Source organism: Natronoarchaeum mannanilyticum, assembly GCF_039522665.1.
Classification (GTDB): domain Archaea; phylum Halobacteriota; class Halobacteria; order Halobacteriales; family Natronoarchaeaceae; genus Natronoarchaeum; species Natronoarchaeum mannanilyticum.
Map to the genome: position 1 here is coordinate 329253 of NZ_BAAADV010000007.1, position 17273 is coordinate 346525.

The 17273-nt window shown below is 67.5% G+C and carries 18 protein-coding genes; 8 read left to right on the top strand and 10 right to left on the bottom strand.

Annotated elements, in window-relative coordinates; all coding sequences use genetic code 11:
• Positions 1–3: 3 nt before the first annotated feature.
• On the bottom strand, positions 4–1569 hold the full coding sequence (locus tag ABDZ81_RS14835; protein ID WP_343774788.1) for a tyrosine-type recombinase/integrase: 1566 nt from the start codon (positions 1567–1569) through the stop codon (positions 4–6).
• A gap of 125 nt (positions 1570–1694) precedes the next feature.
• Positions 1695–2192 (bottom strand): redoxin domain-containing protein, encoded by a 498-nt coding sequence (locus ABDZ81_RS14840; protein WP_343774789.1) that lies wholly within the window; start codon positions 2190–2192, stop codon positions 1695–1697.
• 170 nt (positions 2193–2362) lie between these two features.
• Here ABDZ81_RS14840 and ABDZ81_RS14845 point away from each other — a divergent pair, with 170 nt between their 5' ends.
• Together ABDZ81_RS14845 and ABDZ81_RS14850 are read left to right on the top strand one after the other, a co-directional pair.
• A complete protein-coding gene (locus ABDZ81_RS14845; RefSeq protein ID WP_343774790.1) occupies positions 2363–2632 on the top strand; it encodes a DUF7571 family protein in 270 nt (89 codons plus the stop codon).
• 231 nt (positions 2633–2863) lie between these two features.
• Positions 2864–3670, top strand: coding sequence for a J domain-containing protein (locus ABDZ81_RS14850; protein ID WP_343774791.1), 807 nt, complete (start codon positions 2864–2866; stop codon positions 3668–3670).
• A gap of 39 nt (positions 3671–3709) precedes the next feature.
• On the opposite strand, the gene ABDZ81_RS14855 is transcribed toward ABDZ81_RS14850, so the two are convergent.
• Entirely contained in the window at positions 3710–4909 is a 1200-nt protein-coding gene (locus tag ABDZ81_RS14855; RefSeq protein ID WP_343774792.1) for a tRNA sulfurtransferase, read from the bottom strand.
• A gap of 132 nt (positions 4910–5041) precedes the next feature.
• Between ABDZ81_RS14855 and ABDZ81_RS14860 the strand changes: the two genes are divergently transcribed.
• Positions 5042–5209, top strand: a complete 168-nt coding sequence (locus ABDZ81_RS14860; RefSeq protein ID WP_343774793.1) for a hypothetical protein — start codon at positions 5042–5044, stop codon at positions 5207–5209.
• Between the two features lie 145 nt (positions 5210–5354).
• Here ABDZ81_RS14860 and dpsA read toward each other — a convergent pair whose 3' ends face one another.
• Both dpsA and ABDZ81_RS14870 read right to left on the bottom strand, forming a co-directional pair.
• Positions 5355–5888, bottom strand: a complete 534-nt coding sequence (dpsA, locus tag ABDZ81_RS14865) for a DNA starvation/stationary phase protection protein DpsA (protein WP_343774794.1) — start codon at positions 5886–5888, stop codon at positions 5355–5357.
• A gap of 138 nt (positions 5889–6026) precedes the next feature.
• On the bottom strand, positions 6027–6275 hold the full coding sequence (locus ABDZ81_RS14870; RefSeq protein ID WP_343774795.1) for a PRC-barrel domain containing protein: 249 nt from the start codon (positions 6273–6275) through the stop codon (positions 6027–6029).
• Positions 6276–6553: 278 nt separating this feature from the next.
• Here ABDZ81_RS14870 and ABDZ81_RS14875 point away from each other — a divergent pair, with 278 nt between their 5' ends.
• The 3 genes from ABDZ81_RS14875 to ABDZ81_RS14885 all read left to right on the top strand — a co-directional run bounded on the left by ABDZ81_RS14875 (position 6554) and on the right by ABDZ81_RS14885 (position 11106).
• Positions 6554–8578, top strand: coding sequence for a PAS domain S-box protein (locus tag ABDZ81_RS14875; RefSeq protein ID WP_343774796.1), 2025 nt, complete (start codon positions 6554–6556; stop codon positions 8576–8578).
• Positions 8579–8655: 77 nt separating this feature from the next.
• Positions 8656–9945: a DUF7405 family protein gene (locus ABDZ81_RS14880; protein ID WP_343774797.1), complete on the top strand. Its 1290-nt coding sequence runs from the start codon at positions 8656–8658 to the stop codon at positions 9943–9945.
• Positions 9946–10032: 87 nt separating this feature from the next.
• A complete protein-coding gene (locus tag ABDZ81_RS14885) occupies positions 10033–11106 on the top strand; it encodes a DUF7350 domain-containing protein (protein WP_343774798.1) in 1074 nt (357 codons plus the stop codon).
• A 30-nt stretch (positions 11107–11136) separates the two neighbouring features.
• Here ABDZ81_RS14885 and ABDZ81_RS14890 read toward each other — a convergent pair whose 3' ends face one another.
• Together ABDZ81_RS14890 and ABDZ81_RS14895 are read right to left on the bottom strand one after the other, a co-directional pair.
• On the bottom strand, positions 11137–12597 hold the full coding sequence (locus ABDZ81_RS14890; protein ID WP_343774799.1) for a hypothetical protein: 1461 nt from the start codon (positions 12595–12597) through the stop codon (positions 11137–11139).
• Positions 12598–12599: 2 nt separating this feature from the next.
• Positions 12600–13850 (bottom strand): outer membrane protein assembly factor BamB family protein, encoded by a 1251-nt coding sequence (locus ABDZ81_RS14895; protein ID WP_343774801.1) that lies wholly within the window; start codon positions 13848–13850, stop codon positions 12600–12602.
• 105 nt (positions 13851–13955) lie between these two features.
• Here ABDZ81_RS14895 and ABDZ81_RS14900 point away from each other — a divergent pair, with 105 nt between their 5' ends.
• The gene (locus ABDZ81_RS14900; protein ID WP_343774802.1) at positions 13956–15074 is read left to right on the top strand and encodes an aminotransferase class V-fold PLP-dependent enzyme; all 1119 of its coding nucleotides are present in this window, start codon (positions 13956–13958) and stop codon (positions 15072–15074) included.
• A 66-nt stretch (positions 15075–15140) separates the two neighbouring features.
• On the opposite strand, the gene ABDZ81_RS14905 is transcribed toward ABDZ81_RS14900, so the two are convergent.
• Entirely contained in the window at positions 15141–15560 is a 420-nt protein-coding gene (locus ABDZ81_RS14905) for a VOC family protein (protein ID WP_343774803.1), read from the bottom strand.
• Positions 15561–15647: 87 nt separating this feature from the next.
• The gene (locus ABDZ81_RS14910) at positions 15648–15875 is read right to left on the bottom strand and encodes a hypothetical protein (RefSeq protein WP_343774804.1); all 228 of its coding nucleotides are present in this window, start codon (positions 15873–15875) and stop codon (positions 15648–15650) included.
• Between the two features lie 88 nt (positions 15876–15963).
• Here ABDZ81_RS14910 and ABDZ81_RS14915 point away from each other — a divergent pair, with 88 nt between their 5' ends.
• Positions 15964–16599 carry an SDR family oxidoreductase gene (locus ABDZ81_RS14915; protein WP_343774805.1) on the top strand — a complete coding sequence of 212 codons (636 nt, stop codon included), beginning with the start codon at positions 15964–15966 and terminating at the stop codon, positions 16597–16599.
• Between the two features lie 117 nt (positions 16600–16716).
• On the opposite strand, the gene ABDZ81_RS14920 is transcribed toward ABDZ81_RS14915, so the two are convergent.
• Positions 16717–17133 carry a DoxX family protein gene (locus ABDZ81_RS14920; protein WP_343774806.1) on the bottom strand — a complete coding sequence of 139 codons (417 nt, stop codon included), beginning with the start codon at positions 17131–17133 and terminating at the stop codon, positions 16717–16719.
• Positions 17134–17273 lie beyond the last annotated feature (140 nt).

Genomic DNA, 17273 nt, shown 5'->3' on the forward strand with positions numbered 1-17273 from the left:
CGCTTAGTCGATACCGAGCGGGTCTACCGTCGCAACTACGTTCCCATCTGGGTCAAGTAGTGAGTGTAGCCCATCGTCGGTACGCTTGACGGCGAGATTGTCGCCACCATGTTCTTTCAGTGTTCCGAACGGCACATAGACTGTTGTTTCGCCGTCATCGCCGGCATACGGGAGTGATATCGGCACGGTCTCATCGTCGGTAGGGCTGGCAGAACCCATCAGGGAGTGCCCGACGACGCTCTCGATCTTGTCTTGGTGCGTCGATTTCAGACTCTCGGAAAGGTCGGCTGGATCTCGAACGATTTGCGAGGGGGAATCAAGGAGGGTTTCGGCGAGCGCGTCATCCTCGCCGTACGTATCGAGGTAATCGACGAACCACTGCGGACGCATATCCTGTTCTAGTTGTTGACCGCATCGAGGGCAGTAGCGCATGCCGGTATCGACGGAGACGTTGCAGTTCGGGCAATTCTCGATCGGAGAGATACTGCGCGCATCGTCGTTTTCAGCCTCTATACCGAAGGTGTCGAGGATTTGGCTGTTGACGTCCTCACCCGTCAAGTGCTCGTAACGCTTCAACTGCCCGCTCTCCCGCGCCCACCCTGCTCGATACTCGATTTCTCGGTCGCTCATCCCTCTGAGTGCCCAAATCGTCACCGCTGCGTGTTTCAAGTTATGTGGATGAAGTTTGCTCTCCTCGATATCGTAATCTCGCGCCAGACGCTTCATTCTCCGTCTGAAAATCGGGGGTGAAATGGAACCGTCATCATCTGGATCGTTCCTGTCCCAATGGCGGCCTATTTTGTGGAATAGAGGTGCTTCGTCATCGTCAGGGCGGGGATGCTCGTTCCGAAGGTACGACCGGACGTAGCCAGCAGAGAAAGTAGCGACGTGGGTGCGCCCTTCACTTCCTTTCTGTCCCAGCGCTTGCTCGTTCAGGCTGATTTCACCGACAGCTGCTCCCTCCTCGTACTCAAAGTCTTGGACGCGTAGAGCGCATAAGGCACCGATTCTGAGGCCGAGGTCAATCAGGACGGAGAACATGGCTTTGTCCCGAATTCGGTTGCTAGTTTCCGAAATCAGCACGCGCACCTCCTCCGGCGAAAGGATGTCGTCCTCGTCGATTTTCCCGCCAGAGTCGTCGGTTGCGAGGGATATGTCGTCTTTGTTTGCGGGTACGTCGTTTTCGACTTCGCCGAGGAACGATCTAACTGCTTTCTGGTAGTTCCGCTTGGAACCGTCGGTGAGATCGCGTTCGCGTGCGATCTGGCTGATTGCGCTTGTCCAATCGAATTTGTCGGCTTCGCCCAGAGGAATTCGACGCTCTTCGATTTCCTCTTCAGTAAGTTCCTCACCTTCATCGTCTTCTTTGTTTGGTGAAGTTCGGAGGTGTTCGCGGACGGTGAGTAGGCGGGCAATGTGGCGTTCTTGTGTGGATTCAGCTAAGGATTCGAGTTCGTTGTTTAGCCAGAGTTCGACGAGCTTCCGATCGTTCCGAGGGAGCTCTTGGATGTCTTCGAGTCTGTTCTGTAGGCGGGTTTTATCATTGTTCGGGTCGTTGACCGATGGCACGCTTGGTCGGGACTTCAGAGGATTAGGATTAATACCTTTCCGACGCGAATCCGCCCGGGACTACATATAAAAAATATTATATTTCTTGCGAACAGCTGCTGCCAACGGATACGGCCTCTATGAACTCAGGGACGTGCTGTCTCGGCCACGGCTTCCCGCACGTCCTCGATCACGGCTGCGAAGTCCGTCTCCCCCTCGTCTTCGACCCACCGATAGGTGACCGTCCCGGCGTCGTCGAGGACGAAGATGCTCCGTTCGGCCGCCTCAAACAGATCGTACATCTCGGGGTCGACGACGCCGTACTCGCGGATGACCTCGTGGTCCCAGTCCGAGAGCATCGGGAAATTGAGTTCCTCGCGCATGATCCAGACGTTCTGGGCCGGCGGGAGGTCGACGCTGATCCCGTACACGCCGGCGTCCAGCTCGTCGAAGCGGTGCATCGAGTCTCGGAATGTGCACATCTCGGCCGTACAGCCGCTGGTGAACGCCGCAGGGAAGAACGCCAGGACGACCGGCCCGTCGCCGAGCGCCTCGGTGAGCGCGAACGGTTCGATATCGTTGTACGCCTCACCGCCCGCTTTCGGCAGCGCGAACTCCGGCGCCGTCTCGCCTACGTCGAGCATACCGTAGATACGACGCCGAGCGAGTAAATGTTCCACCGCGGAGCGCGCTACGCGCGACAGGGGTTCGACGACTGGTCGAAAAGCGACTGGGATCGAAACTTGTGGCGGGCGAGTGCTACCGCGGGCGTCAGGTATTTGGTATGCGGTCACATGGTACAAATCGGATCGACATGCAACCGTGCCACAACTGTCAGGCGGTCATCGACGAGTACCTCTTGGATAAACAACTCGAACCCCTGCGCGAACTCACGGTCGACGACTTCAACCTCTGTGCGGACTGCACGACGGTCGTCGACGACGCGTGCGTGGAATGTGGCGGCGCGGTCTACGTCCCCCGAACCGAAGACGAGACGCCCGACTACTGCCCGGCCTGTCGTTCCCGCCGGATCGAGCGCACCGGCGTCGATCCGGGCTGGCATCGCGAGAGCGTCTCCGCCTGACGCGGTCGGAGACCCTTTCGGCGGATCAGAAAGCGAGTAGCCCCGGAACCACCCCTCGGCTGCGACCTGAGACGGCGGTAGCGACATCGTTGCAGACGCACTCAAGTTGTTTTCCAAATAGTTTAGGTTGCGTGCCGATTCGCCGGTGAAGTTGATCCGCCGACACGTATTATAGCCCCACAGAAACTTTGCAAAAAATATTTTTACTCTCAGATAGAGAGATCTATTAAGATGGATCGCCCGTACAGCGTTCTCGGCGTGACTCCGGGGGCGGACGAGGAGGTCGTCCGCGACGCCTACCGTTCGCTCATGAAAGACCACCACCCGGACCACGGCGGTTCCACCGAGGAGTTCATCCGGATCAAGGAAGCCTACGAGGCGATCCAGCAAAACGACGCCGCTGTGCGCGCTGGCCGGGCCGGCGACTCCGGTCCCGTACGTCGCTCCACGGACGGCGGAACGACGGCGAAAACGGGCGGAGCGGGAGCACACGCGGCCCGCGGCGGCGCCGTCGAACTCACCGAACACGCCGATCCGGACGCGGTCGATTGCTGTCGCGGGATCGGTCTGGAACTGCGCGGCGAGTACCTGACGCTGCGACTGGTCGCACTGGTCGAAAACGCCGACCTGACCGAGTTCGTCGCCTCGCACATGCTGGAGGGCAACGAAGAACGACCGGTCGCGTTCGTCACCGTCGAGAACGCGAGCGACGGGACCGTCAGGTGGCGCGGTAACCAGTGTCTCTCCTTTGTCGGCAGCGACGGGAGCCGGTACGAGAGCGCTGTCGAGTACTGCGCGTCGGATCCGAAGCTACCGGCCGACTGGACTGGCTCGGACGTCACCGTCGAGCCGGGGGCGCAGCTGCGCGCGGTCGTCATCGCCGAAGAACTGCCGTCCGATGTCGCCGTGACCGAGCTCTCGTACACGCAGAACGTGTTCGCCCGACGCGGCGGGGGGAGCGGCATCGAGGACAAAGAGCGGTTCCGGATCCCGGTTCGGACGAGTGTGAAACCACTGCTCTCGCAGGCTCCGTTCTGACGCGCGCAAAATACGACCGTTTGAATTTGTCGGGGCCGATCAGACGCCGTCGACGCCGCGACCCAGTTCCAGCACCTCGGCGTCGGCGGCGTCCCGCTCGGCGCGCTCGAACAGGTCGTCGGGCTCGCGGGTCTCGATCGTCGAGAGATCGCCGTGGGTCTCGGCCTGGTCGGGCGCGAACCGGTTGCAGCCCGCGGGAATCGTCGCCGTCGAGTACGTGCCCACGTCCTTCGCGCGCTCGATCAGCTCCTGCTTGTCGACCGACAGCAGCGGGCGGTGGATCGGCAGATCCGTCGCCCGGCTCGTCACGCCGAGATTCGTCGCGGTCTGGCTGGACTTCTGGCCGATCGCCTCGCCCGTCACGATGCCGACGGCGCCCGCCTCCTCGGCGACGTGCTCGGCGAGCCGGTACATGTACCGCCTGAAGGCGAGCATCCGGCCTTGCTCGAACGTCCGGGCGAGGAGGTCGACCGTCTCGCCGGCGTCGACGACGCGCAGGTCGAACTCGTAGTTCGGCGCATACGCAGCGAGCGTGCGGACCGATTCGACGGCGCGCTCGCGGTGGTCGACGCCGCCGTACTCGCCCAGATCCAGATAGACGGGGACGATCGGGCAGCCCCGGCGCATCACCTCGAACGCGGCGACCGGCGAGTCGATGCCGCCGCTGATCAGCGCGACCAGCGGCTCCTGGGTGCCGATCGGGAGTCCGCCGGGGCCCGGAACTTTCTCGAGGAAGACGAACGCCTTGCCGTCGCGGATCTCGACGGAAAATTCCAGGTCCGGGTCGTCGAGGTCGACTTCGGGCTCGAACTCGTCCTCGACGGCCTCCCAGATCGCCGTGCCGCCGAAGCGCTGGGCGTCCTCGCTGTCGAAGGGAACGTCGCGGTCCGCCCGGCGGCCCCGAACCGCGAACGACCCGCCGTCGTAGTGTTCGCGCGCAGTACGAGCCAAGATGTCCTCGATGGCGTCGCGCTCGGCCGGGACGACCGTCGCGGCGCTGGCCGAGACGACGCCCGGCGCGCTCGCGGCGGCCTCGACGGCGTCCTCGACCTGCGCCTCGCTGGTGTGGATCAGCGGTCGCGACCAGCGGCGCTCGACCTCGCCGTCGATCTCGCGGTCGGCGACGAGCGCCTGGAGGTTCGCGATCAGGCGCCGCTCCATGGCCCCCTGAACCTTGCTGCTCTTGGTGTTGAGTTCCCCGTGGCGGACGAGGACCGTGTCCGCTCCCGGCGGTTGCATGCGCCCCCGTACTCGTCGGTAGGATATACGCGCTTTGGACGCCGTCGGACGGGGGGATATCTGTCGCCTCCGCGAGCAGAATCTTAGGCAGACCAAAACCCTTTTAGATTTAGGCCTGCCTAATCACACTCGATGGACGCCGAGGCCGACACCGAACGTACGCAAACAGTCGACGAGGAGGACGCGGACGACCACGTCGTGACCGCCTGCGAAACCTGCCCGGGGAAGACGGTCTTCACCGAGCGGGACAACAGCGACGCCTGGATCGCGACCGACCTCGCGGTGACGCCCGAGCGATAGACGCTTCTCCCCCACGATCTACTCTCGAAGGTAGTTTCCGACGAGTCACAGGTATCAGCTTGCGGAATGGAAGAACGGTCGCTCGTACGCGCACGAAAAGGAAGCCGACTCTAACTGCGAAACGGGCGAGCGCCGCGTCGTCAGTTTACCACTTGGTGAGCGAGTCTTCCGCGAGGAAATGCTCGATCTCGTGAGCGTACTCCTCGAGGTCTTCGAGTTGCTCGCGCAGCAGCTCCGAGGTCGCGTAGTCGCCGAGGTTCTCGGCGAGCTCGACGTGATCGCGGACCCGCTCGATGATGTCGCCGTACATCTCCTCGTCGTTTTTCATCATCGTGCGAACCTCGTAGATGTCCTCGGGCTCGGGCTCGACGGGCGAGCGCTCCTGAAAGTCAGCGGGTCGGCTGACGGGGACGCCGCCCAGCGCCTGGACGCGCTCGGCGATGTGGTCTGCGCCCTCGCTGGCGTCCTCGTAGGCCTCCTGGTAGAACAGGTGGAGGTCGCGGTACTCGGCGCCGTGGACCGTCCAGTGGTGCTTCCGGAGCTGGTGGTACAGCACCTCGGTCGCCGCGAGGTCGGTGTTCAGCGCGTCGATGAGCTGCTCCGCCTTGTCCTCGTCGATGCGCAGAGCGTTTTCCTCGACGGTGCCGAACTCCTGACGGACGGGCTTCTGGGTGCTCATTGCGTTTCGTACGTACACGCGCGATCCTCTTAAATATTTCCACTACTGAAAGACTTCTTTGGCTACCCTAAAAAATTCTTCCCGGTGCGAGAATTATCGCTGCGGATGCACTCGACCACGACTCGTCGAACGCCGGCGTCACGGCACGCGGACGACCACTTCGTCGTCGGTCACCGTGCGAATCCGATCGGCGTCGAGGCGGTACGTGTCGTCGTCGCGGTCCTTCCAGCCGAACCGCGCCTTCGCGCGATCGAGCATGTCCGGATCCGGATCGACCTCGATCTCGTTGCCGGTGACGTCGGCGACCAGACCGACCTGATTATCGTCGCTGTCGACGATCGGTTTCCCCACGTCTCGTTCGGTCGGTTGAGAGCGATCGCTGGTCATCGGTTCCCGGTCGTATCGTCGCGGTCTCCATCAATAAACGCGTGGCCCTGCTACCGCATTCATCACCGAAACGTGGCTAAACAGAACGGATGGAACGCTATTCCCACAAATACGAATAGAATAATCTAGTGATCGTGAAATGATCCACCCCAGCGGGCAGTTGATCAGCACGGAACCCGGTATGAAGGGAACGAAAAGGATTATTACCCGATGTTCCGTCCCGGCGGATACGTAAATGACCTGCAGGAACCCGGCGGGAATGCGGTGGTGACGTCGAAATGACGGACGACAACCGCGTCCTCTGTCTGAGCGTCGACGCCGACGCGGCCGACCGGATCGCCGCCCCGCTGGAGTGGTCCTACCCCCGGATCACCGTGATCGGTACGGCCGACCTCGACGAGGGGATCGCCCACGTCGAGGACGGCGGGATCGACTGCGTCGTCACCGATCGTTCGACGCTGCGGGAGCGACCGGACCTGTTTTCGACGCTCCGGCGACGCCATCCCGACCTGTCCGTCCTCGTGCTCTCGCCCTACGACGCCGAATCGGGGAGCGGGACGGCGCTGGCCGAAGTCGTGGACTTCCTCGACGGCGTCGACGACGAGGCGTTCGGCGGGTGGGTCGCCAACGCCGTCGTCACCGGTCCCGACAGCGACGAGCCGCCGGGCGGCAACCGGGCCGAAGACGTCGTGCGCGACGTCCGGCACGGACTCGTCGACGCCACGTCGCCGTTGGACATCGAACACGCCGTCTGCGACCAGCTCACGATGGGCGGGCGCTACGCGTTCGCGTGGGTCGGCGAGTACGATCCCGGCGAGCGCCAGGTTGTCCCGTGGGTGACGAGCGCGGCGGCCGACGACTGGCCGACCTCGCGGACGTTCGGCATCGGGACGGGGCCGACCTCGACGGTGCTCGAGCGGGTGTTGCGAACCCGCGAAACGCAGGTCGTCGAGGACGTCGCGACCCACGCCGAGGACGTTCCGTGGCGCGAGGCCGCCGTCGATCGGGGCTGTACGGCCGCGATGTTCGTCCCGCTGACCGCGGACGGCGAACTCCGCGGCGTCCTCGGCGTCTACACGGACGCCGACGACGGGTTCAGCGACGTGGACCGCAGCGCTATCGGCGAGATCGGCGAGACGACCGCCCACGTGCTCGACACGATGGCGATCCGGGGCGAGTACGATCAGCAGGAGCGCGTCCTCCGACGCTACGAGCGACTCGTCGAGACGGTCGGCGACGGGATGTACGCCCTCGACGCCGACGGCCACTTCATGACCGTCAACAACGGGCTACTGGAGATGACGGGCTACACGAGGGAGGGGCTGCTCGGCGAGCACATCTCCGTCCTGCTCGACGACGAGGACGTCCAGCGGCGCCGCGAGACGATCGATCACCTCCGCGGCACCGGGGACGACGAGACGGAGGCGCTGGAGATCACGATCAGGCGGAAAGACGGCGCGAGCGTCCCCTGCGAGAATCGGATCGCGTTGTTGCCGAACGACGACAAGCGCGAGGGCACCGTCGGCGTCATCCGTGACGTCACCGAACGCAAGAAGCGCGAGCGAGAGTTGGAACGCCAGAACGAGCGTCTCGAGGCGTTCGCCGGAATCGTCAGCCACGATCTCCGCAACCCGCTGTCGGTCGCCCAGGGGTATCTCGACATCGTCGCCGAGCGCGCCGGCGAGATCGAGGCGCTGCGGAACGTCCGCGACGCGCTCGACCGGATGGAAGACATCATCGGCGATGTGCTCGCGCTCGCGCGCCACGGTCAGACGGTCACGGAGACCGAACAGCTGACGCTGCGGGGCGTCGTCGAGGACGCCTGGTCGAACGTCTCGACCGAGGACGCCGCGCTGGAGATCGAGGACTCAGGGCCGATCGCGGCGGACCGTTCGCGGCTACTCCGGTCGCTGGAGAACCTCTTCAGGAACTCGATCGAACACGGCGCCGAGGACGTGACGGTTCGCGTCGGACTGCTCGACCGGTCCGCTCCCGACGCCGACGAGCAGGACGGCGCGGCGCGCTCGACCGGGTTCTACGTCGAGGACGACGGCCCGGGGATGCCGGCGGAGATCCGCGAGCACGCGTTCGAGTCCTCCTTTAGCACCTCCGACGAGGGGCTGGGGATCGGCCTGTGGGTGGTCCGCGAGGTCGCCAGCGCCCACGGCTGGACGATCGAGGCGACCGAGAGCGAGTCGGGGGGCGGTGAGCGACCCGAGGGGTCGCAATCCTCGGAAGACGAGCGGAGCGAGTCTTCCGGCGCCCGCTTCGAGTTCGGCGACGTGCGGGAACGTCCGGAGTGACGACGCCGAGTGTAGGCGTCCCGGGGCGACCGCCGCGACCAGAACCTCCTTGCGGTTCCGGCCCCTAGTCGGGCGCGATGACAGACCCCGCGTCAGGACGCGGCATCTCCCGCCGCGAGTTCGCGAAAGCCGCGGTCGCGATCGGCGGCGCGTCGGCGTTCGCGGCCTGCACCGAGCGCGAGCGGGCGCCGGACATCCCGACGGGCCCCGACGACGTCTCGGGCTATCCCGAGCGACAGCACGCGTGGAACGAGGTGACCGCGACCGACGAGCACGGTAACGACGTCCCGCCGCGACACCACGTTCTCGTCTTCTTGAACGTCCCCGGCGACGGGACGCCGGACGACGAGGGCCGCGAGCAGGTCGAGGCCGCCCTCCGGAACCTCGAACGAACCTACCGGCGCGACGCCGAAGGGCTACTGTTCACGGTCGGCTACTCGCCGGCCTACTTCGATCGGTTCGACGCCGCGCTGCCCGAGTCGGTCGGCCTCCAGGAGCCCAGAGCGCTGACCGAACTGGAGGACCCGGAGCTCGATCGGCAGGACGTCGTCGTCCACCTGGCGAGCGACTACGCGCAGGTCGTGATCGGCGCCGAGGAGGCGCTGGTGGGCAACCGCGACGAGCTCAACGGCGTCGAGATCACCGACGACGTGAGCGGCGTCCTCGAGAAGGCCGACCGGCGAACCGGCTTCATCGGCGACGGGCTCCCGGCGGAGAACCAGGACGTCGAGGGGATCCCCGACTCAGAGCCGGTGCCCGAGGACGCCCCGCTGTACATGGGCTTCGAGTCCGGCTTCGAGAAGAACCAGGCCAGCGAGGACCGCGTCTCGATCGCCGAAGGCCCCTTCGCCGGCGGGACGACTCAGCAACTCTCGAAGATCCGCCTCAACCTCCAGCAGTGGTACGAGCAGGACAGCCGCGAGCACCGCGTCGCCTCGATGTTCTGCCCGGCCCACGCCGAGGAGGACCGCGTCGAGGGCACGGGCGAGAATCTCGGGAACGACAGCGGCGTCGGCGACTGCGCCGAGGACGTGATGGACGACGCCAGCGAATCGGGCGTCGTCGGCCACGCCCAGAAGGTCGCCCGCGCCCGCGATGACGACGACTCGCCGATCATGCTCCGACGGGACTTCGACTCGACGGACGGCGGCGCCGCGGGGCTGCACTTCCTCTCCCTGCAGCGCTCGATCGCCGACTTCGTCGAGACGCGCGAGGCGATGACCGGCAACGACGTCGCCGAGAACACGGCCGTCGGCACCGCGACGAACAACGGCATCAAGCGCTACATGACGGTGACCCGGCGCGGGAACTTCCTGCTCCCGCCGCGACCGCATCGCTCGCTGCCGACGCCGCGGCCCGACGCCTGAGCCGCGCTCCGTCCGGACTTTCGATCGCCCCGGTGCGACGACGCCGAAAGCAGAATCGGTATCTTCCTTCGGGCGCAACCGTGACGCATGGAGCGACGCGAGTTTCTCGCCGCCGCGGGCGCCGTCGGTGCCGGAGCCACCGCGGGCTGTGCGGGCCTGTTCGGAACCGAGGAGAACACCGAGGAGTCGGGCGGCGAACCCGCCCTCGTCGAGGATCGCCCCGACGCGGTCTACTATCCCACCCATCGGGAGGGAATGAAGATGGCCGGGATGGGGATGGCAGGCGATCTCTCGGTCGGACTGATGTACTCCTACGCCCACCGATTCTGGACGATGGAGGCCGGGGGCACGAACCGTGTGGACATCCGCGAGGAGGACGACGTCCACCTGATGGTGACGCTGTGGGACGCCGACACCGAGACCGTGCTGCCGGTCGACAGCGGCGTCGGCCTGCGGGTCGAGCGCGACGGCGAGATCGTCTCGACCAAGTCGCCCTGGACGATGCTGTCCCAGAACATGGGCTTTCACTACGGCGACAACTACGCGCTCGACGGCGACGGAACGTACACCGTCACCGTGAACCCCGGCAGCATCACGGCGGGGCTCCTCGGCGGCTACGAGGGGAAGTTCGAGGACCCCGGCACCGCCGAGATCGAGTTCGAGTACGCGCAGGCGACCCGGGACACGATCCCCTTCGAGACGTTCGAGGACCAGCAGGGGACCGAGGGAGCGCTCGACCTGATGCCGATGGACAACATGCCGGTGTCGACCGTCCCGCCCCGCGCGGACCTGCCGGGGACGGTCGTCGGCGAGGGCACGAGCGGTGACGCCGATTTCCTCGCGACCGTGATCGAAGAGCCCGCGTTCGCCGACGCGCCGGCGTACTTCGCCGCGTCGCCGCGGACGCCGTACAACGACATCCCGCTCCCGACGATGGGGCTGTCGGCGACGATCGAGCGCGACGGCGAGGCGGTCTACGACGGCTCGCTCGACGCGGCACTCCATCCCGATCTGGGCTACCACTACGGCGCCGCGGTCGACGGCGTGCAGTCGGGCGACGCCGTGACGATCACCGTCGACACGGTGCCCCGGATGGCGCGCCACGAGGGGTACGAGACGGCGTTTCTGCAGATGCCGCCGGTCGAGTTCACGGCGAACTGAGGCGGTCGTCCGAGAACTGCCAGGGCCGGCTCACGCCACGACCGGCCGCGAGATGGTCCACAGCGACACGACCGTGTACCCGACCATCAGCGCCGCGAGCGGGGCGTGGACTTGCAGCGCCGAGCGGTCCGACGGCGCGTACTCGACGACCACGGCGTGAGCGGCGACGACGGCGACGAGGTGGCCCGCGACGATCAGGAGCGCCTGCGACGCCCAGAATCCCTGCACCGACAGCCACGACAGCGGCGCGATCGGGGCGGCCGCCGGCGAGACGTAGCCGACGACGACGCCGACGAGCTGCCCGGCGTTCCTCGCGACGTACGGGTAGTTGTGGCCGATCTCGTAGGCGACGGCGATCGGGAGCAGCGCCGGCGCGAACGCGAGCGCCGCGGGACGCCAGCCGGGCGATCCGGCGACGCGCGCGGTCAGCGCGGCGACGCCGACGAACGCGCCCAGGAAGGCCACGAAGCCGAGGAGATACAGCAGCACGCTCGCCTGCGGGCCGAGTCCGGTCGCGTCGCGGAGCGCGAAGAGGAGGGTGCGGTACTCCGGCGTCCCGGTGAAGGCGTCGAAACTCACCGTGTACACCGCGGCGACGGTGACGGCGCCCGCGCCGAGCGAGCGCACGGGGGCCGTACAGCCTCGCCACGGCGGGCGCAGGCCGACCGCGTACCCGTCATCAGCGCTGCGCACGTCGAGCGGCGCGACGCGCCCGAACAGCCGGTAGAGCACAGCGAGCGCGTCGGCCCGCCGGAACCATGCGCGGCCGAACGCCAGTCCGCCGGCGAGCATGGCGACCGCGTAGCCGAGCACGAGCACGGCGGTGCCGACGGGCGAGCGCGGGAGCACGGTGAGGTTCTCCGCGATCCCGACCCAGGCGAGCAGGCCGACCAGCGCCGGCCACTCGCCGAGGCGCTCGGGGTAGCTCGCGAGCGCGATCTCCGCGCCCTCGATCCGCGCCAGCGCCTCGTACACCGTCCGCCATGGCGAGAGCGTCGGCCAGGGGTCGCCGACCAGCGCGGCGAGCAGTGCGACGCCCTTGATCCAGACGGCCCAGACGAACAGCGTCGCGACGTTCTCGGCCGGCGTCTGCGGGCCGACGAAGCCGACGGCGACGGCGAGCGCGACGATCGCGAGGAAGCCGACGCGGGCGACCGCCGCGACGGCGTCGCCGATCGGCGCCGGAATCCGGATCGACCGGGACGGCGCGCTCGCCGCGGCGGCCTTGGCGTCGGACGCCGCGGCGGCATCGGCGTCGAACGATTCGGCGTCCTCGGCGTCGAGCGGGGTGGACCGCGATCGATTGAGCGCGAGCAGGACCGCCGTGCCCCCGACCGTCGCGGCCGACGCGCCGAACAGCAGCCACAGGGGGATCGGCGCCTCGAAGCGCGTTCCGCCAACCTGGTGCGCGCTCGCGGTGCCGGACGTCCAGAGAATCGTGAGGGCGACGCCGAACGCGACGCGTCGAAGCGGGGGGCGGCGTCCGGTCACGGTCACGCCTCGTAGTTCAGGGCGACGACGCGCCCGTCGCCGTAGATCGCGAGAATCTCTGCGTCGTCGTCGCCGTCGAGATCACCGAGCGTGACGGGCGCCAAGACGGGGACGTCGCGTTCGTAGGCGGCGAGTTCGTCGCCGTTCGCGGGGTCGAGCACTGCGACGACGCCGCCGGCCGACGGGACGACGAGTTCGGGGCCGTCGTCCCCGCCGACGTCGCCGAGGCTCGGCGCCGGGACGATGGCGTCGTCCCCGACGGCGATCGTCGTCTCCCACTCGCGCTCGCCCGACGACACGTCGAGCGCGACCACGCGACCGCCGCGGACGGAGACGTACAGTTCGGTCGCGCCGTCGCCGTCACCGTCGCCGACCGCGCGGGCCGCCGGATCGCCGTCCGTCCGCTCGGTCCAGAGCCGCCGGTTCTCCGCGGGGTCGATCGCAGTGACGACGCCGTCGTCCCCCGCGTCGGCCGCGATCAGCTCCGGTCGTCCGTCGCCGTCGACGTCGTCGTCGACGAGCGTGTACGCCGTGGCGTCGAACTGCCGCTCGACCGATCCGTTCGCCGCCAGCAGGAAGGTTCCCTCGTTGCTGCCGACGGCGATCTCCGTCGTACCGTCGCCGGTGAAGTCGCCGACCGCCGGCTCGGCCCAGACGGTGCCGTTCAGCGCCCGGTGCCACAGCGGCGTCCCGTCGGACGCGACCGCGTAGGCGTTGCCGAAGAAATCGACCGCGACGATCTCCTCGCCGGGGTCGTCCGTGAGGTCGGCGAGCACCGGGCGGCTGTAACCGATGGTCTCGAACTCGCGGTCCCAGAGTTCCGACCCGTCGGTGCCGTCGTACGCCACGAGCGCCTTTCGTCCCGTTCCGACGATCACGTCCGGCGCGCCGTCGCCGGTCACGTCGGCGATCTTCGGGTCCGAGAACGTGTGGATGTGGCAGTGCTCGACCGGCATTCCGGCCTGCCAGTCGATCCCGCCGCTCCCGCCGTCGAGCGACGTCAGCGCGCAGGAAGTCGACGTCATGCTCGCGTCGTCGCCGACGTCGTTGATCGGCGCGATCACGTCTGCGCCGTCCGCGCGTTCGACGACCGCGACGGGGTGGTGGTTCCCCGTGTGGTCGCGGGCCGTGTCGCTGACCCACTGCTCTTCGAGGGAACCGCCGCCGTCGGCGAACTGCACGAGGCCGACGACCAGGCCCGCCGCCAGCACGGCGAACACCAGCACGACGGCGAGGGCCGTGGTTCGCTTCATCGGCGGAACTTGTCGTGCGGCGTCGAAAAAGGCTCCGTGTTCGACCGCGGGCACTTCGACGGCGTCGCGACGCCGTTTTCACGGAAGGACGCCGTAGTGTCGCGCATGACTCCGGAAGAACTCCGCGCCGACGTCCCGGCGCTCGACGAGACCGCCTACATGAACTTCGGCGCGAGCGGGCCGAGCCCCCGCCGCGTCGTCGACGCGGCCGAGTCCTGCCTGGAGCGCCACGAGTACGAGGCGCCCGTCGCCGAGGGGATGTACCCCGCGGCGTTCGATCTGTACGACGACGTTCGCGAGCGCGTCGCCGACTTTCTGGGTGCGGACGCCGACGAGATCGCGCTCACCCAGAGCACGACCGACGGGATCAACCGGATCGCCGGCGCCGTGGAGTGGGAGGAAGGCGACGTCGTGGTCAGGACCGACCTCGAACACCCCGCCGGTATCCTGCCGTGGGAGCGCCTCGAACGCCGCCGCGGCGTCGAGGTGCGCGTCGTCGAGACCGACCGTGGCCGGATCGACGTCGAGGCGTTCCGCGAGGCGGTCGAGGGTGCCACGCTCGCTTGCTTCAGCGCGCTCTCGTGGAACTACGGCACCCGGCTGCCGGTCGCAGAGCTGGTCGACGCCGCGCACGAGGCGGGCGCGCTGACGCTCGTCGACGCCGTCCAGGTGCCCGGCCAGGCGCCGCTCGACGTCGCCGAGTGGGGCGCGGACGTCGTCGCGGCGGCCGGCCACAAGTGGCTGCTTGGCACCTGGGGCGCCGGCTTCCTGTACGTCGACCGTGACGCCGAGAGCGCGCTCGAACCTGGGTCGGTCGGCTACCGCGGCGTCGAGGAACCCGATTCCGACGACTGGCAGTTCCAGGACGGCGCCGCGCGCTTCGAAGTCGGGACGACCAGCCCCGCGCCGTACGCCGCGCTCGGCGAGGCGATCGACGTCTGCGAGGAGCTCGGCGTCGATGCGATCGAGAACCGGATCGCGCGCCTTGCTGGCCGGCTCGTCGACGGCGTCCCGGAGGACCGATTGTTGAGTCCGGCCGAACCGGAATCCGGCCTCGTGACGATCGACGTCGACGATCCGGAGGCGACCGTCGAACGCCTCAAGGACGCCGGGATCGTGATCCGCGACCTGCCCGACCCCGAGGCGGTCAGGGCGTCGGTCCACGCCGTCAACACCGAGGAGGACGTCGACCTGCTGCTCGACGCGCTCGACGAGGAGTGGTGAGCCTGCGGGACGGATGCAGCGGGGCGGCTGCGGGACGGACGCAGCGGGGCGGACGTTGCTCCGTCGCTACGGTTCGAGCAGCTCGACCAGGTTGTCGTCCGGGTCGCGAACGAAGAGGATGCGAGTCCCGCTCTCGGTGGTCTGTGGCCCGCTCAGCGTCTCGACGTCCTCGGGAAGCTCCTCGTAGGTCGCGTCGAGGTCCTGGACCTCCAGCCCCAGGTGCTTCGCGCCGGCCTGGTTGATCGCGCCGCCCGTGGCGTCCTCGCCCTCGGGCTCGTACTCGACGAGTTCGACGCGGGCACCACCTGCATCGAGGTGGGCGAACGTCCCGGCGGCGCCCTCGACGCCGACGCCGGTGGCGAACTCCTCACCCGACACCGAGAAGCGAGCCAGCACGTCGAGGCTGAGCACGTCGCGGTAGAACTCGATCGATCGGTCGAGGTCGGTCACCGTCACGCCGAAGTGGTGTGCGCTGGGGCCGGTCATATCGGAGAAGCGGCGGCGACCCGAAAAACGGCTTCGACTCGGGGCGACTCCGTCCGGTTCTCGCGGCGGCGGGACGCCGCCGCTCGATCAGCGCTCGCCGAGGACGAGCACGAGCCGACCGTCCCCGAGCATCCGGTCGATCTGCTCGCGCGGGAAGTGGCCGTCGCAGTCGTCGCCGACGAACGCGACGTGCTCGTCGGTCGCTTCGGTGACGGTCGCCAGCGAGTCGCCCGATCTGTGGCGGTACAGCACCGTCGTTCCGGGTTCCAGCGCCGCCGAACTCAGATTCAGATACTCGCTTCGAGCTGCGTCCATGCCCCCACCGCGACCCGTGGGTGGCATGGCTCTTGTGGCCGCCGGTCCCCGCCACATCTTCTTGAGGACGCCGACCGACATCGAACGTATGAACGTGCTACTCGCAGGCTCGCACGGCCAGGTCGGCCGACACGCGACCCGCATCCTCGCCGCGAGCGACCACGACGTCCGGGGGATGGTCCGGGACGAGTCGCAAACACCGGAGATCGAGGATCTGGGGGCCGAACCGGTCGTTGCGGATCTCACCGAGGACGTCTCGCACGCCGTCGAGGGCGTCGACGCGGTGATCTTCGCCGCGGGCTCCGGCGGCGAGGACGTTTGGGGCGTCGACCGCGACGGCGCGATCGACCTCGTCGACGCCGCGGAGGCCGAGGACGCCGACCGGTTCGTGATGCTCAGCTCGATCAACGCGGATCAGCCCGCGAACAGCCCCGAGGCGCTTCGGGAGTACCTCCGGGCGAAAGCGGAGGCCGACGAGTACCTGCGGGAAAGCGACCTGACGTACACGATCGTCCGTCCCGGGCCGCTGACGAACGAGGGCGGCACCGGACGGATCCGGACCGGCGCCGGTCTCGATCGGGCCGACGTCGAGATCCCGCGCGAGGACGTCGCCCGGACGCTGGTCGCGGCGCTCGGGACCGAGAGTACGTACGGCGAAACGTTCGAACTCGCGGCGGGCGACCAGTCGATCGAAGCGGCGTTGGGAAGCCCGCTGTCGGAGTGAATTTCGGGGCGGCGGTAGACGCGCCGCTACTCGTCCCCGGCTAAAACCGTCGGCGCCGCAGCTGCGGATCGGTTGTCGAACGAGTCGGTCTCCGAGGCGCGCCTCGGCGCTGTAGTCTCAACGAGGGTCTGTTCCGGCCGGTGGCCGGGTGTACCAGAGCGCCAGGAGGATCAACACGGCCTGAAGCGGGAGTCGCCCCCAGCGAACGGCGGCGGAGGGATCGCCGCCGCCCGGAAGTCCCTCGATGACGACCCCGTGGGTCGCCATGTAGACGTTCGCCGGAAAGATCGCGACGAGTAACGCGACCGTCGCCCACGCTGCGTACCGTTGAGTTCGGGGGATCAACAGTCCGATCCCGACGCCGATCTCGGCGAGACCGGACAGGTAGACGAGTGCGAGCGCCGCCGGAAAGATCGGCGGGATGATCTGGACGTACAACTCGGGCACGACGAAATGTAAGACGCCCGCGACGACGTACGCCGGCGCCATCAGGTACAGTATCGGACGTTTGAGCCGACGCAGGTCATCCTTCATCGGTGCTGGTTACAGGTCAGAACGGTGAAACAGTTTCGACCGGTCGCTGCAGGATCTGAACCACGCAAACGCTGGCTTGCGCTCGCGTTTGCGTGGTTCAAATCCTTCGCGGTACGTCGTTCGCTCGTCGCGTCCGCTTC

What these genes read in the sequence shown, in the direction of transcription:
- ABDZ81_RS14840 (WP_343774789.1), bottom strand. Translation starts at nt 2,192, where the DNA reads ATGCTCGACGTAGGCGAGACGGCGCCGGAGTTCGCGCTGCCGAAAGCG.
- ABDZ81_RS14845 (WP_343774790.1), top strand. Translation starts at nt 2,363, where the DNA reads ATGCAACCGTGCCACAACTGTCAGGCGGTCATCGACGAGTACCTCTTG.
- ABDZ81_RS14850 (WP_343774791.1), top strand. Translation starts at nt 2,864, where the DNA reads ATGGATCGCCCGTACAGCGTTCTCGGCGTGACTCCGGGGGCGGACGAG.
- ABDZ81_RS14855 (WP_343774792.1), bottom strand. Translation starts at nt 4,909, where the DNA reads ATGCAACCGCCGGGAGCGGACACGGTCCTCGTCCGCCACGGGGAACTC.
- ABDZ81_RS14860 (WP_343774793.1), top strand. Translation starts at nt 5,042, where the DNA reads ATGGACGCCGAGGCCGACACCGAACGTACGCAAACAGTCGACGAGGAG.
- dpsA (WP_343774794.1), bottom strand. Translation starts at nt 5,888, where the DNA reads ATGAGCACCCAGAAGCCCGTCCGTCAGGAGTTCGGCACCGTCGAGGAA.
- ABDZ81_RS14870 (WP_343774795.1), bottom strand. Translation starts at nt 6,275, where the DNA reads ATGACCAGCGATCGCTCTCAACCGACCGAACGAGACGTGGGGAAACCG.
- ABDZ81_RS14875 (WP_343774796.1), top strand. Translation starts at nt 6,554, where the DNA reads ATGACGGACGACAACCGCGTCCTCTGTCTGAGCGTCGACGCCGACGCG.
- ABDZ81_RS14880 (WP_343774797.1), top strand. Translation starts at nt 8,656, where the DNA reads ATGACAGACCCCGCGTCAGGACGCGGCATCTCCCGCCGCGAGTTCGCG.
- ABDZ81_RS14885 (WP_343774798.1), top strand. Translation starts at nt 10,033, where the DNA reads ATGGAGCGACGCGAGTTTCTCGCCGCCGCGGGCGCCGTCGGTGCCGGA.
- ABDZ81_RS14895 (WP_343774801.1), bottom strand. Translation starts at nt 13,850, where the DNA reads ATGAAGCGAACCACGGCCCTCGCCGTCGTGCTGGTGTTCGCCGTGCTG.
- ABDZ81_RS14900 (WP_343774802.1), top strand. Translation starts at nt 13,956, where the DNA reads ATGACTCCGGAAGAACTCCGCGCCGACGTCCCGGCGCTCGACGAGACC.
- ABDZ81_RS14905 (WP_343774803.1), bottom strand. Translation starts at nt 15,560, where the DNA reads ATGACCGGCCCCAGCGCACACCACTTCGGCGTGACGGTGACCGACCTC.
- ABDZ81_RS14910 (WP_343774804.1), bottom strand. Translation starts at nt 15,875, where the DNA reads ATGGACGCAGCTCGAAGCGAGTATCTGAATCTGAGTTCGGCGGCGCTG.
- ABDZ81_RS14915 (WP_343774805.1), top strand. Translation starts at nt 15,964, where the DNA reads ATGAACGTGCTACTCGCAGGCTCGCACGGCCAGGTCGGCCGACACGCG.
- ABDZ81_RS14920 (WP_343774806.1), bottom strand. Translation starts at nt 17,133, where the DNA reads ATGAAGGATGACCTGCGTCGGCTCAAACGTCCGATACTGTACCTGATG.